Source organism: Streptomyces sp. NPDC041970, from assembly GCF_055588985.1.
In genome coordinates this window covers 1-13,196 of the sequence record NZ_JBVJCD010000036.1, presented here as the reverse complement: position 1 = coordinate 13,196, position 13,196 = coordinate 1, and the positions used below count along the sequence as shown (strand labels likewise).

The 13,196-nt window shown below is 74.6% G+C and carries 14 protein-coding genes; 5 read left to right on the top strand and 9 right to left on the bottom strand.

All coding sequences use genetic code 11. The features are described 5' to 3' along the window. Positions 1 to 148 precede the first annotated feature (148 nt). From ACZ6EJ_RS18490 to xylB, 4 genes are all read right to left on the bottom strand, one after another. Positions 149 to 832 (bottom strand): DUF3618 domain-containing protein, encoded by a 684-nt coding sequence (locus ACZ6EJ_RS18490; protein WP_469268300.1) that lies wholly within the window; start codon positions 830 to 832, stop codon positions 149 to 151. Then, entirely contained in the window at positions 808 to 1,248 is a 441-nt protein-coding gene (locus ACZ6EJ_RS18485; RefSeq protein WP_469268299.1) for a phage holin family protein, read from the bottom strand. The genes ACZ6EJ_RS18490 and ACZ6EJ_RS18485 overlap by 25 nt, the downstream gene beginning before the upstream one ends. Before the next feature lie 3 nt (positions 1,249 to 1,251). Continuing rightward, complete coding sequence (locus tag ACZ6EJ_RS18480) at positions 1,252 to 2,031, bottom strand: hypothetical protein (RefSeq protein ID WP_469268297.1); 780 nt, start codon at positions 2,029 to 2,031, stop codon at positions 1,252 to 1,254. A gap of 297 nt (positions 2,032 to 2,328) precedes the next feature. Further along, positions 2,329 to 3,810: a xylulokinase gene (xylB, locus tag ACZ6EJ_RS18475; RefSeq protein ID WP_469268295.1), complete on the bottom strand. Its 1,482-nt coding sequence runs from the start codon at positions 3,808 to 3,810 to the stop codon at positions 2,329 to 2,331. 206 nt (positions 3,811 to 4,016) lie between these two features. Between xylB and xylA the strand changes: the two genes are divergently transcribed. Then, positions 4,017 to 5,183, top strand: a complete 1,167-nt coding sequence (gene xylA, locus ACZ6EJ_RS18470; protein WP_469268293.1) for a xylose isomerase — start codon at positions 4,017 to 4,019, stop codon at positions 5,181 to 5,183. A gap of 20 nt (positions 5,184 to 5,203) precedes the next feature. Here the strand turns inward: xylA and ACZ6EJ_RS18465 are convergent, their stop codons facing one another. The 5 genes from ACZ6EJ_RS18465 to ACZ6EJ_RS18445 form a co-directional block, all read right to left on the bottom strand. Then, entirely contained in the window at positions 5,204 to 6,448 is a 1,245-nt protein-coding gene (locus ACZ6EJ_RS18465; protein ID WP_469268292.1) for an ROK family protein, read from the bottom strand. 84 nt (positions 6,449 to 6,532) lie between these two features. After that, positions 6,533 to 7,156, bottom strand: a complete 624-nt coding sequence (locus ACZ6EJ_RS18460; RefSeq protein WP_469268369.1) for a DUF305 domain-containing protein — start codon at positions 7,154 to 7,156, stop codon at positions 6,533 to 6,535. 32 nt (positions 7,157 to 7,188) lie between these two features. After that, a complete protein-coding gene (locus ACZ6EJ_RS18455; protein ID WP_469268291.1) occupies positions 7,189 to 7,839 on the bottom strand; it encodes a DUF3105 domain-containing protein in 651 nt (216 codons plus the stop codon). A 123-nt stretch (positions 7,840 to 7,962) separates the two neighbouring features. Beyond that, the gene (locus ACZ6EJ_RS18450) at positions 7,963 to 8,394 is read right to left on the bottom strand and encodes a hypothetical protein (RefSeq protein ID WP_469268290.1); all 432 of its coding nucleotides are present in this window, start codon (positions 8,392 to 8,394) and stop codon (positions 7,963 to 7,965) included. A gap of 312 nt (positions 8,395 to 8,706) precedes the next feature. Next, positions 8,707 to 9,486, bottom strand: a complete 780-nt coding sequence (locus ACZ6EJ_RS18445; RefSeq protein ID WP_469268288.1) for an IclR family transcriptional regulator — start codon at positions 9,484 to 9,486, stop codon at positions 8,707 to 8,709. 551 nt (positions 9,487 to 10,037) lie between these two features. On the opposite strand from ACZ6EJ_RS18445, the gene ACZ6EJ_RS18440 reads away from it, so the two are divergent. The 4 genes from ACZ6EJ_RS18440 to ACZ6EJ_RS18425 are packed head-to-tail and all read left to right on the top strand — an operon-like array spanning position 10,038 to position 13,033. Next, positions 10,038 to 11,666, top strand: a complete 1,629-nt coding sequence (locus tag ACZ6EJ_RS18440) for a sensor histidine kinase (RefSeq protein WP_469268286.1) — start codon at positions 10,038 to 10,040, stop codon at positions 11,664 to 11,666. Then, positions 11,663 to 12,070: a roadblock/LC7 domain-containing protein gene (locus ACZ6EJ_RS18435; protein ID WP_469268284.1), complete on the top strand. Its 408-nt coding sequence runs from the start codon at positions 11,663 to 11,665 to the stop codon at positions 12,068 to 12,070. Before ACZ6EJ_RS18440 ends, ACZ6EJ_RS18435 begins: the two co-directional genes overlap by 4 nt. Continuing rightward, positions 12,067 to 12,438: a DUF742 domain-containing protein gene (locus ACZ6EJ_RS18430; protein ID WP_469268283.1), complete on the top strand. Its 372-nt coding sequence runs from the start codon at positions 12,067 to 12,069 to the stop codon at positions 12,436 to 12,438. The genes ACZ6EJ_RS18435 and ACZ6EJ_RS18430 overlap by 4 nt, the downstream gene beginning before the upstream one ends. Then, entirely contained in the window at positions 12,419 to 13,033 is a 615-nt protein-coding gene (locus ACZ6EJ_RS18425; protein ID WP_469268282.1) for a GTP-binding protein, read from the top strand. The genes ACZ6EJ_RS18430 and ACZ6EJ_RS18425 overlap by 20 nt, the downstream gene beginning before the upstream one ends. Positions 13,034 to 13,196: the final 163 nt, after the last annotated feature.

The window sequence follows — 13,196 nt, the reverse complement described above, 5'->3', positions numbered from 1 at the left end:
TGTTGTTCGGGACGCAGAAGGCGCCTCAGGTTCCCACCAAGGGGGGGCGCCCCCCCCCCCCCCCCCTCCCCCCCCCCCGCCCGTCTCATGCGGGGTCGGCCGTGCCGGTGGTGGCCGTCGTCGCCGCGCCCCAGGCCGACGAGGTGTCTCAGACCGTACGGGGCGACGCGGGATCGCGGACCTCGGCGATGCCGTCCTGCGCGGTCGAGCGCAGGCCCTCGGCGGTCTCCTGCCCGGCCTGCCGGGCGTGGTCGCCGGTCGTCCGGGCCGCGTCGACGGCGGTGCTCTTCACCGACTGCGCCGCCTGCGCGACCGGTTCGCGCATCTCCTCGCGCACGTCCTGGGCCGCCTCCAGCGCAGCCTGCTTCACCGGCTCGGCCAACTCCTCGGCGTGTTCGCGGAGCTGGCCTCCCAGGCGCTCCTCCGCAGCCGTGCTGGGGAGGAGCGCGGCGGCGAGCATCCCGGCGCCGAAGGCGATGACGCCGGCCGCCAGCGGGCTGCCCTGGGTCTGCCGCCTGATCTGCTCCGGCGCCTGCTGCGCCGCTTCGCTCACGCTGGACGTGGCGTCGGAGACGGTGTCCCCGACCCGCCCGGCGGTCCGGCCGACGCGGTCGGAGGCCTTGTGCGCGGCGCCGGTCGTCGCTGAGCTGCCGTCGTGCATCGTTCCCATGACCCGCTCCTTGATTCCGATCAGTCGTCCCTGGGTGGCGTCGATCTTCCGGCGGGCCACCCTGCCCGGTACGACCCGGTCGGCGAGGAGGTCGACCTTGTGGGCCAGGTCGGCCCGGGTGTCCTCCACGTCGCGCCTCAACTCATCGGGTTCCGCGCCCATCGGGCATCCTCCTTCAACGTTTCCACCGTCTGCTCGGGCTTGAGGTTCACCGCACGCATCCGCTTGCGGCCATTGCTGTACAGAACGGCCGCGACGACCGCCCAGACGGCGGTGACGAGCAACGCGGCCCAGGCGATATCCATGACATGGCCCAAGGCGAAGATCAGGGTCAGGCTGGCCAGCAGGACCACGAGATGTCCCGCGTACCCGGCCCCGGCGAGCAGACCGCCCGCCTTCCCCGCCTTCACCGTCTCCTGCTTGAGTTCGGCCTTCGCCAACTCGATCTCATTGCGCACCAGTTGCGACAGGTCGCTGCTGATGTCGCTGATCAGGTCGCCGAGCGACGGCTCCGGCGCCGGTGACCCGGCTTCCGGGCCCGCCGCCGGCGGGTGCTGGTCCGATGGGGACAGGGGCATCGCTCAGCTCCCCTCGTACCGCTGGCCGAGGCCCTCGTCCCGCACCGTCGTGGGCGGGTGGACCGGCTGTGCCGTGGGCGGGTGGACCGGCTGTACGGGGGTCGCCGGGGCTGCCCTCGGCGGCGCCTGCGGGGTCTCCTGGAGGCGCGATGCCCCGGAGGTCCCCGGCAGGGCGGTCGTCCCGCCCGCCGGGAGCGGCGCGGCGGTTTCGCCGGCCCCGGTCCGGGGGCGGTCGCCCGAGGACGTCGACGCCGTCTCCGGCGCGGACCCTCCCGGCGATCCCGCGGCGGCTATCCCCTTGCCGAGGCGGGCGGCGGCGAAACCGGCGACCGCCGCCCCCGCCAGGAACAGGCCGGGCTTGCGGCGCGCGAAGCCGCGCAGGTCCTCGACGATGCCCTCGGGCCCCCGGTTCTCCAGGTGCGAGGCCACCTTCCGGCCGCTGTCGGCGACCTGCCGGACCGCGGCGGCGGCGGTCGAGTCGGGCTTGCCGTTGGCGCTCATCTCGTGCAGTTCGTCGGCCAGGCGGCGGACGTTGCCCGCGAGCTGCCGGGCCTGGGCCCGCGACTGCCCCTGCAACTGGTCGCGCAGTTCGCCCAGCAGGTCGCGCGCCTGGGCCGTGGCCTCGTTCACCGTGGCGGCGGCCTGGTCCTTGGCGGTGCCCGCCACGTCGGCCGCGTGAGAACCGACCAGGTCCGCGCCCTCGGCCGCCTTCTCCTGAGCGGTGTGCGCTACGCCCGACGAGCGGTTCGCGTCGTGCGTTCCGGGGCGTTCAAAGTCGCTCAAGGCTCCTCCTAGATCGGTTGGTGCGGATGTCTCGTCCGCCGAGTAACCGCCTTAGCCCCACATAGTCGGAATATCGCGCACTGATTTTTCGAGGTCCTGCGGCGGGCTCGCACCGGCCCGGCTCCGCCGAGGCGTCAGGGCGCGTACGCGGCGGCCGACCCCGGCCGCAACGGTGCTCCGCGGCCGTCCGACCCGCGTGCCCCGAGAAGCGCGCGGCAACCGGGCGCACGCGCGCCGCCCCTTCCGGCGGCGGGGTCCGGGCCCCCGCGCACCGGTTCCGCGCCGGCAGCCCGGCCGTCAGCCCCCGAGCAGTGGTCCGGACGCGCGGTCCAGGACCGAGGTGACGCGCCGCCAGGTCTCGACGTCCCGGACGGCCGGCTCGATCCGCCGGACCGGCGAGGCGTCCGCCCAGGAGGCGGCCAGCGCCACCGGGTCGCCGCCGCCCGCCGCCGACGCGGCCAGCGCGGCCGCACCGAAGGCGACCTCTTCCCCGCCGCCGGGGAGGACGAGCGGGCGTCCCGAGAGCCGGCGGACCGCCTCCACCCACGCCCCGCCCCGCGCCCCGCCGCCGATCAGGCGCAGCGGGCGGGCGGCGACCTCGGGGGCCTCGGGGTCGAGACCGCAGGCCCGCAGCACCTCGTCCAGGGCGCGCAGCACGGTGACGACCGCCCCCTCGTAGGCCGCGCCCAGGAGTTGGCGCGGGGTCGTGTCGTGGCGCAGCCCGGTCAGCAGCCCCGAGGCGGACGGCAGGTCGGGGGTGCGCTCGCCGTCGAGGTACGGCAGCAGGACGGCCTGGCCGCCGGGGGCCGTGTCCTCCCGGTCCAGGCCCAGCAGTGCGGCCACCCGGTCCACGGCGAGCGTGCAGTTGAGGGTGCAGGCCAGCGGCAGGTACGTACCGTCGGCGGCGGCGAAGCCGGACAGCGCGGCGGAGGCGGGGCGGGTGCGGGAGGCGGCGAAGACCGTGCCGGAGGTGCCGAGGCTGAGGACGGGGTGGTCCAGCAGCCCGGCCCCGCCCAGGCCCAGGCCCACCGCGGCGCTCATGTTGTCCCCGGTCCCTGCCGCCACCGCGATGCCCGCGGGCAGTCCCAGCGCGCTCGCCGCCGCCTCGGTGAGCCCACCGATCCGGGCGGCCCCGGTGGGCGCGACCTCGGGCAGCAGGGCCGCGTCGAGGCCGAGGAGGTCCAGCAGGACCGGGTCGTAGCCGCCGGTGGCGGTGGCGTACCAGCCGGTGCCCGAGGCGTCTCCGGGGTCGGTGGCCGCGACGCCCGCGAGGCGCTCGGTGAGGAAGTCGTGGGGGAGGCGGACCGCCGCCGCGGCCGCCGCGCTCGCCGGCTCGTTCTCGCGCAGCCACCGCCACTTGGCGGCGGTGAGCGAGGCCACCGGCACGGACCCGGTGCGCGCGACCCACGCGCCGGGCCCGCCGAGCGCCTCGGTGAGGGCGGCCGCCTGCGGCGCGGAACGGGTGTCGTTCCACAACAGGGCCGGGCGCAGCGGCCGGCCCGCCCCGTCGAGCACGACCAGCCCGTGCTGCTGACCGGCGACCGCGATGCCGGTGACCGCGCGGGCGGGCAGGCCGCACGGGGCGAGCGCGGCCGCGACCGCGTCGCACAGCGCCCGCCACCAGTCCTCCGGATCGCTCTCGCGGGCCCCGTCCCGCCCGGTGACCAGGTGGGCCGAGCGCCCCACGGCGAGCCGCGCACCGGTCGCGGCGTCGACGACGACGGCCTTGGCGGACTGCGTCGAGCTGTCCACGCCGATGACGACGGCGGATGGCGGCATGGGGGCCTCTTTCGCGCGGTGAGTCCCCGTCATTTCGATGGGGCACGAACAAATTACGGGACGCGGACCCGGCTGGGCAGGGCAACGGGCCGACGACGCACGGGGGTTCCCCGGCGGGGCGGGGTGTGCTTGATTAGTCATGACACTGAACAAATACGGGTGCCGGGCGCGCCGGCTTCCCGGCGGCAGGCGAAGGCGGTCGGACGATGACGGAGCGCTTCACCCCCACCCCCGAGGACAGGTTCAGCTTCGGCCTGTGGACCGTGGGCTGGCAGGGCCGGGACCCCTTCGGCGACGCGACCCGCGCGCCCGTCGACCCGGTCGACTCGGTGCGGCTGCTCGCCGAACTGGGCGCCTGGGGCGTGACCTTCCACGACGACGACCTGATCCCGTTCGGCTCCCCCGAGCCGGCGCGCGGCGCGGTCGTCGAGCGCTTCCGGCGGGCGGTCGAGTCCGCCGGGCTCGTCGTGCCGATGGTGACGACGAACCTCTTCACCCATCCGGTCTTCAAAGACGGCGCGTTCACCGCCAACGACCGGGACGTACGCCGCTACGCGCTCCGCAAGGCCCTGCGCGCCGTCGACCTCGCCGCCGAACTGGGCGCGACCACCTTCGTGGCGTGGGGCGGGCGGGAGGGGGCGGAGTCCGGCGCGGCGAAGGACGTCCGCCTCGCGCTGCACCGGATGAAGGAGGCCTTCGACCTGCTGGGCGACCACGTCACCGAACAGGGCTACGACCTCCGCTTCGCCATCGAGCCCAAGCCGAACGAGCCGCGCGGCGACATCCTGCTGCCCACCATCGGCCACGCCCTCGCCTTCATCGAGCGCCTGGAGCGCCCGGAGCTGGTCGGCGTCAACCCGGAGACCGGGCACGAGCAGATGGCCGGGCTGAACTTCCCGCACGGCGTGGCCCAGGCGATGTGGGCGGGCAAGCTCTTCCACATCGACCTCAACGGGCAGTGCGGCATCAAGTACGACCAGGACCTGCGCTTCGGCGCGGGCGACCTGCGCCAGGCGTTCTGGCTGGTCGACCTGTTGGAGAGCGGCTACGAGGGCCCGCGCCACTTCGACTTCAAGCCGCCGCGCACCGAGGACCGCGCGGGTGTGCGGGCCTCGGCGGCGGGCTGTATGCGCAACTACCTGATCCTCAAGGAGCGGGCGGCCGCCTTCCGCTCCGACCCCGAGGTGCGGGCGGCGCTGCGCGCCTCCCGCCTGGACCAACTGGCGCGCCCCACCGCCGCGGACGGCGTCGCGAGCCTGCTCGCGGACCGCACCGCCTACGAGGAGTTCGACGTGGACGCCGCGGCCGCGCGCGGCATGGCCTTCGAGGCGCTGGACCAACTTGCCCTGGACCACCTGCTCGGCGTGCGCTGACGCGGACGGGGCCCTCCGGCTCACCCGCCGGACGGCTCCGCGTACGCCGCCGGGTCGGCCAGCACGTCCCGCACCACCAGGGCCGCGGCGCCCCGAGCGGCGTCCGCGGCCACCGACGACGCGCGGAGCCGGCCGCCGCCCGGAACCCAGAGGCCGGAGACCACCCGGTCGGCCAACTCCGCCTCGGCGGGCGGCGACAGCCACGGCGCCAGGCCCCGGTAGATCCCGCCGAGGACCACCGCGTCCGGGTCGATCAGGTTGACCGCCCCCGACAGCACCCGCCCCAGCATCCGGCCCGCCTCGCCGAGCGCCGCCACCGCACGGGCCTCCCCGGCCCGCGCGCGCCGCTCCAGTTCGGGCACCCCCGACCGCGCGCCGCCCCCGATCCCGGCCGCCCGCAGCAGGGCCGCCTGCCCGGCGTACTGCTCCAGGCAGCCTCGGGAGCCGCACCGGCACTCCGGTCCGGCCGGGTCGACCGGCACATGGCCGATCTCGCCGGCGAAACCGTGGGCGCCCCGCAGCAGTTCGCCGTCGAGGACGAGGGCGCCGCCGACCCCGATCTCCCCGGTCAGGTAGAGGAAGCTGCGCGCCCCCGCCGCACCGCCGAACCACAGCTCGGCCAGCGCCGCGAGGTTGGCCTCGTTCTCCGAGGCGACCGGCAGCACGCGGCGGCCGGGGGCCGGGGCGGCGAGCGCGCGGGCGAACAGGTCCTGCGCCGGGACCTCGTTCCAGCCCAGGTTGGGGGCCTGCCGGACCGCGCCGCCGGAGACCAGACCCGGCAGCGCCAGCGTCGCGCCCACCGGCCGCAGCCGCTGCTCGTACGCCGAGTCCAGGGCCGGCGCGGCGATCCGGGCCGCGCGCGCCAGCACCTCGGCGGCGGGCGTGCCCCGGTTGTCCAGGTGTTCGGTCCGCCGGACCCGGTCGGCGCCCGCCAGGTCCACGACGCACACCGACACGTAGTCGACGTTGATCTCCACGCCGAGCCCGGCCGGCCCGGTGCGGGCCACCGTGAGCGCGGTGCCGGGGCGGCCGGCCTGCCCGCTGAACGTCTTGCCCGACTCGGTCAGGAACCCGCTCTCCAGGAGCTGTTCGACCAGCGAGGAGACCGCCGCGCGGGTCAGCCCCACCCGCGCGGCGACCCCGGCGCGGGTCGCCGCGCCCTGCTCGCCCTCGTCCCGCACGGCCCGGAGCACCAGGCTCAGGTTGTGCCGCCGCACGGTGTCCTTGCCGGCCTTGGGCCCCAACGGAGCGAGGATGCTCTTCATATCGTCGACGAGCCTATGCGATGCCGCTGGAGGGACGGCGGGAAGGAGGCGGCCCTGGGCGGCGGGCCCGGACCGCCTCCCCGCTCAGGGCTTCGCGCCCCGCGCCGCCAGCATGTCCGCCATGAGGCGGATCTCGGACTGCTGCCCCTGGACCATGCCCGCCGCCAGCGCGCGGATGACGTCCGTCTCCGCGGCGGCGGCCGCCGCCCGAGCCATGTCCGCGCCCGCGCGGTGGTGCGCGGTCATCAGCCGCAGGAACAGCACCTCGGCCCGCTCGCCCCTGGCGGCGGCGAGCGCCGCCAACTCCGCGTCCGTGGCCATGCCCGGCATCAGCGCGCCGTCACCGGAGGGCGTGACCGCGTGCCCCATCCACGCCATGGGGGGCCCGGCCGAACTCTTCGGCAGCCCCCACATCTCCAGCCAGCCCAGCATCATGCCGCGCTGGTTGGCCTGGGTGTTGATGATGTCGTACGCGAGGCGCCGCACGTCCTCGTCGTCGGTGCCCTCCCGCACGAGGAACGACATCTCGACCGCCTGCTGGTGGTGGACGGCCATGTCGCGGGCGAAGCCCGCGTCCGCCGAGCCGTCGTCCGGGGCCCGGAGCGCCGCCGAGGAGGCCGGGGACGAGGAGGCGGCGGACGTCCCCGCGACCGTCAGGCCCACCAGGGCGAGGGCCAGGGCGAGCACGCAGGCCCCGGCGAGGGCCATCCGGCGCGCGGGCCCCGAGGCTGCGGGGGCGGTCACTTGTCGAGCCCGCCGGAGCAGGCGGCCCCCGGCTCGGGGGTCTGCGGGCCCTGCACGTACTTGGTGAAGAACTGCGCGACCCGCGCGTCCGACGCGCTCTTGACCGTGACCTGCTTGCCCCACGCGCTGAGCATCAGCGGGTCCTTCTGGTCCTTGACCGGGCTCATCAGGGAGTACGGCGTCGAGGCGACCCGCTTCTTCAGCGCCTCGACGTCGGCGTCCGCGGCCTTGTCGTTGTACGTGACCCAGACGGCGCCGTGCTCCAGGGAGTGCACGGCGTTCTCCTTCGGTATCTCCTGGGAGTAGACGTCGGCGTTGCAGTTCATCCAGACCTGGTTGTGGTCGCCGCCGACGGGCGGGTTCATCGGGTAGTCGACCTTCTTCGCCACGTGCTCCCGGCCCAGGTCGTCCCAGGTGCGCTCACCGGTGACGGGCGACGTCCTGGCCTGCTCCTCGGCCTGCTCCTTGTCGTTCGCACGGGACATCAGATAGCCGCCCCCGGCGACGAGCGCGGCGACCACCGCCACCGACGCGCCGATGGTGACGGCGCGGACGCGGCGCTCGCGGGCGCGCTCCTTGCGGCGGGCCTCTTCGAGCTTGGCGCGGCGCGCCGCGGCGGGGTTGTTCGGGTTCTTGGGGGAAGCCATGGGAAGTCCTCGTCGTTCAACGGATGCATACGGGCGATGCATGACAGGAAAGGGGGATCAGGGCAGAGCGGCGGCGGCTCCCGGTGAGCCGGCGCCGGGGCACGGCGGGGGAGCGGCGGCCTCCTAGATCCGTTGGACCTGAAGACGCAGTTGATCGACGGAGCGGACGCCGTCGTGGGCGGGCCCCCGGACGGCGGCCGCGCCGGTGAGCGGGGCGACGGGGACGACGGCCCCCGGCGAGGGGAGGGCGGCGGGCGCGGACGCCACCGGGAGCACGACGGCCGCGGAATGGGTCGAGCCCCCGTGGCACGACGTGCCGAGACCCCGGTCCGCCGGGGCGGCCGCGACGACCGGCTCGAGGGCAGCGCCGGGCGCCGGCGTCATGGCGTGCGCGGCGGCCGCGCCGACCGGACCCGCGGCGACCGGGACGGGGGTCGCCCCGTCGGTCACCGAGCAGCAGAAGAACATGGCCAGGAGGAAGAGCACCCAGCTCAGGGCGGTGGGCGTGCGGGGGCGGCGCCGCTGCCGGCCGATCCGCGCGCTCACTGTGGTCATCGCCCGTCATCGTAGTAGGTGTATGAAGATTCAAGGAAGACGGGTTCCCCGCCGCCGCACAGTCTGCCCGAGCGACCCCGCGCTCGAACATGGTCACGGCGGAGGAACAGGAGCGGGATTCCGTACGGGGTGTGGATTCGAGGGCGATCGTGCACAGGCTTCCTCCTCGTCGACTCGGACAAAGGGGCCGTGCGCCCCTGCCGTCCCGCGCCCGCGCAGCCTTTGCGCGCGCCTCGGCGAGCCGCTGGTGCGCCTGGCGGGCCTGCCCGGCGCCGAGCCTCCCCGGCCGAGGCGCCGGCGTACGCGGCGGGCTCAGGGCGGGGGCGGGAGCGGCGCGGGGCCCAGCAGTGCCGCCGACCGCCGCAGGGCGTCCGCCCGGCGGGCCGTCGCGGCCCCGTCCGACCGGTCCGAGGGCGCGGCGGCCACCAGGGCGAGCCGGTCCCGCCAACTGACCCCGCCCAGGTGCACGGCGACCGCCGTCATACCGGGGACCGACTCGCCCCGGTCGACGGCGTGGCCGGTGCGCCGGATCTCGGCCAGCTCCGCCAGCAGCGCCGTACGCGAGGTCAGGGTGCGGGGCGTGAGCGCTTCCAGCTCCTCGCGCGGATACAGGGCGCACACCTGGTCCACCGGCATCCAGGACATCAGCAGCTTGCCGCCCGCCTCCGCGTGCGCCGGCCCCGTACGCCCCAACTCCAGGGCCACGCGCACCGGATGCCCCGACTCGCGGCCGTCGGCGACGATGACCTGGTCCCCGATGAGCGCCGTGCTGCGCACCGTCTCGCCGGTCCGCGCCGCGGCGTCCTCCAGCACCGGTCCCAGCCGCTCCCGCGCCGCACCGCCGAACCCCGCCGGGCGGCCGAGCCGCACCAGCTCCGGGCCCGCCGCGTAACCACGCCCCGAGGTGTCGCGGATCGCGAACCCCCGGCCCTCCAGGGTGCTCAGCACCCGGTGCGCGGTGGACCGCCCGACGGCCAGGCGTTCGGCCGCCTCGCTGACGGTGAGGGTGTCGTGGGTGAGGAAGAGCCGCAGGGCGCGCAGCCCCGTGTCCAAAGACGCGATCGTGTAGTCACCAGCGGCCGTCGTGCCCATGCTCCCGCCCGTCCCCTCTCGTCCTCGTCACCGTCGGTATCCCGACGACGGACATGATCCCGCGTCCGCGGACGCCGCGCCGGGCGGTCGGCACGACGCCGAGGACGGGCGACCGACCCCGCGTCAGCGCGGTGATTTTTCGGGTCACTCTCCCGGTGGCCGGGAATCTGTTCCTTTCGATCCGATTCGATCGTATGTGCCGACGTCCCCGCCTACGGGACGAAAGCCCAGACCGTCAGGGGATGTTGGCTGCTGCTGCGCCCTTCGGCCCGATTCACTTGTCCCGCTGTCCGGTACGGACGATGGCCGACGAACACGCCCTCGAACCCTCGTCACTCGCTGTGCGCGCTCCACAGCGCTGCGTGCGAAAACTGGCGAGTGTATTCCTCTTGGCGAGCTTCCGCAGGGGGTTGGATGAATATGCCGAAGCCCTGTTCTGATCTGGATAAGCTCACGCGCAGTGAAGACGAGTTGAGATGAATCCGAGCACTTGGTCCTGAGTCTCCGCTCACGTGCGCATACATCCCGGAATCAACCGCCAGAGGGTTTAGATGGTCCGTGTTGAATCACCGCCGACCGACAGAGAAATCCCCGTCGTCCGCGTAGTCCTGCTGCCCGTGGCCCTGCTGGTCGTCGCGGCCGCCGCCGGCGCCGCCCTGGTCGCCCCGGCCGCGCGGATACCAGTCGCCGTGTGCGGCGCGATCGCCGCGACCGTGGTCGCCGTGCTCACCACGGCGCTGCACCGCCGCCGACGCGCCATGCGCGCCCAGCGCGCCGGGTACGAACAGCGCATCGCCTACCTGGAGCACCGCATCTTCTCGCACGACTCCGAGACGGTGCGGCTCACCAAGGAGGTCATGCCCACCGCCATCCGACGGCTGCGCGTGGGCAATTCGCCCGAAGAGGTGATGCGCGACGTCGTCGACGCGGACCCGGCCAACCGGCACCTGCCCAAGGCGCTGCGCGAGCAGATCCACCAGGTCCTGGAGGTCATCGACAACGAGGAGGCCCGGCGCGACTCCGCGCAGCGCGCCTTCGTCAGCGTCGCCCGCCGCGTCCAGGCGATCGTGCACCGCCAGGCCAGTGAACTGCGGGAGATGGAGGACCACTACGGGCGCAACCCCGAGGTCTTCGACGACCTGCTGCGCATCGACCACGGCACCGCGCTGATCGGCCGGCTCGCCGACTCCATCGCCGTCCTCGGGGGCGCCCGCCCCAGCCGCCAGTGGCCCAAGCCCGTACCGCTGTTCAGCGTGTTGCGGGGGGCGATGTCCCGCATCCTGGAGTACCAGCGCGTCGACCTGCACTCGATCGCCAAGGTCGCCATCGTCGGCACCTCGGTCGAACCGCTCATCCACGCCTGCGCCGAACTCCTCGACAACGCCACCCGCTACTCCCCGCCCCAGACACGGGTGCACGTCACCGCGGTCGAGGTGCAGACCGGCATCGCCATCGAGATCGAGGACGGCGGCGTCAGCCTCAGCGAGGAGGCGCGGGCCCGCGCCGAGAACATGCTCGCCCAGGCCCAGGCCGGCATCAACATGAACGACCTGGGGGAGTCCCCGCGGCTCGGCATGGCCGTCGTCGGCCGGCTCTCGCGGATGTACCAACTCCAGGTGTCGCTGCGCCAGTCGGCGTACGGCGGCGTCCGCGCCGTCCTCGTCGTCCCGCGCGACATGATCACCACCGGCCCCGCGCCGGGCATCGCCCACGGCATCGGCGCCACCTCGCGGCCCACCAGCTCGCTGGACATGTCGCAGCTCCAGCACGTCGTGCCGCCCCCCGGCAAGCGCAGGCCCAAGCCCGCGGCCACCGGCCCCGTGCCGTCCCTGGCCGCCCCGGCCCCCACCGGCGCCCCGGCGGCGCACCCGGCCGCCCCGGCGTCGGCCATGGAGGACGACGTTCCCGTGGTCACCGAATGGACCGAGAACGGGCTGCCGCAACGCCGCAGCCGGGGCCGCGCCCCGCTCGGCTCGCACAACCTCCCGCAGCAGCCCCCGCCGCAGCCCCCCGCGCGGGCCGACGGCTCCCCGTCCGGCCGGGGCGAGGGGGCGGAGGGCGGCGAGAAGCCCCCCGGCCTCTGGCTGGAGGCCTTCACCAAGGCCGTCAACGGCGTACCGCAGGAACCGAAGCACGGCGAAGACTCCGACGACGCGTGGGACAAGGGAGACCTGAAGTGATCCAGCAGCGGGGAAACATGGACTGGATGCTCAAGGAACTGGCCGACGACGTGCCGAGCATCCACCAGATCGTGGTGCTCTCCTCGGACGGCCTGCGCATCGCCATGCACGGCGGCGACCCCGACGTCGCCGACCGGCTGGCGGCGGCCTGCGCCGGGCTGCAGAGCCTGGCCGCCGCGGTGGCCACCGAGATCCCCTACAGCGACGGCCTGATGAAGCTCGTCGTCATCGAGGTGACCGGCGGGTTCTTCTACCTGATGGCGGCCGGGACCGGCGCGTACCTCGCGGTCCTGGCCGGCGAGACCATCGACGCCGGACTGGTCGGAGCCCGGATGCGGGACCTGGTCGTGCGGATCGGAGCCCATCTGACCAGTCCGCCCCGCCACGGCGGGCAGTCCGGATGACCGAACCCCGACGAGAACGCCGCAAGGCCGACCCGGCCCTCAGCGATCCGGAGCGGCTGTACGTGATCACCGGCGACCTCGACGACAGCGGGCGGTCCGCGCTCGACCTGGTCACGATGGTCGTCGCGCAGGCGGAACCCTCGCCGACGTACCTGCCCGAGCAGGCCGCCATCCTGCGGCTCTGCCAGGCCCCCCTGTCCGTCGCCGAGATCTCGGCCTACCTCGGCCTGCCCTTCAGCGTGGTCACCTCCCTGCTGAGCGATCTGCTCGCGGCCGAACTCATCCAGTCGCGCGCGCCGATCGTCCGCGCCACCCTCCCCGACAGGTCCCTTCTCGAAGCGGTGATGCATGGACTTCAGAAGCTCTGACACGGTCACCGGACCCCGTAGCGAGGACGTCCTCCCCACCACGGCCACCGCCGCGGTGAAGGTCGTGATCGTCGGCGGGTTCGGTGTCGGCAAGACGACCCTGGTCGGCTCCGTCAGCGAGATCCGGCCGCTGACGACCGAGGAGACCATGACCCAGGCCGGCGTCGGCGTGGACGACAACGCCGGGGTGGAGACGAAGACCGCCACCACCGTGGCCATGGACTTCGGGCGGATCAGCCTCAGCGAGGAACTGGTCCTCTACCTCTTCGGCACCCCCGGCCAGGAGCGCTTCTGGTTCCTGTGGAACGGCCTGTTCGAGGGAGCCCTCGGCGCCGTCGTCCTCATCGACACCCGGCGGCTCCACGTCAGCTTCGACGTCATCGGCCGGCTGGAGGAGCGCGGGGTGCCGTTCGTCGTGGCCGTGAACACCTTCCCGGACGCGCCGCACCATCCGGTCGCGACCCTGCGCAGAGCCCTCGACCTGCCCGACGAGGTGCCGATGATCGACTGCGACGCCCGGCTGCGGGCCTCCAGCCGCGATGTGCTGATGACCCTGATGCGCTATCTGCACAGCCTGGCCGTCCCACTGGCCTGACCCCGAGGCGACCCCCGGTCTCCGGGAGGCCCCCGCGGACGTCCCCACCGACGCCGGGGGGGGGGGGGGGGGGGGGGGGGGGGGCGCCCCGCGCCCCCCCCCCCCCCCCGCGGCCGGGGCCTCGGAGAGGGGAGTATAAGGCCCTCCCCCCCCCACCCCGTGA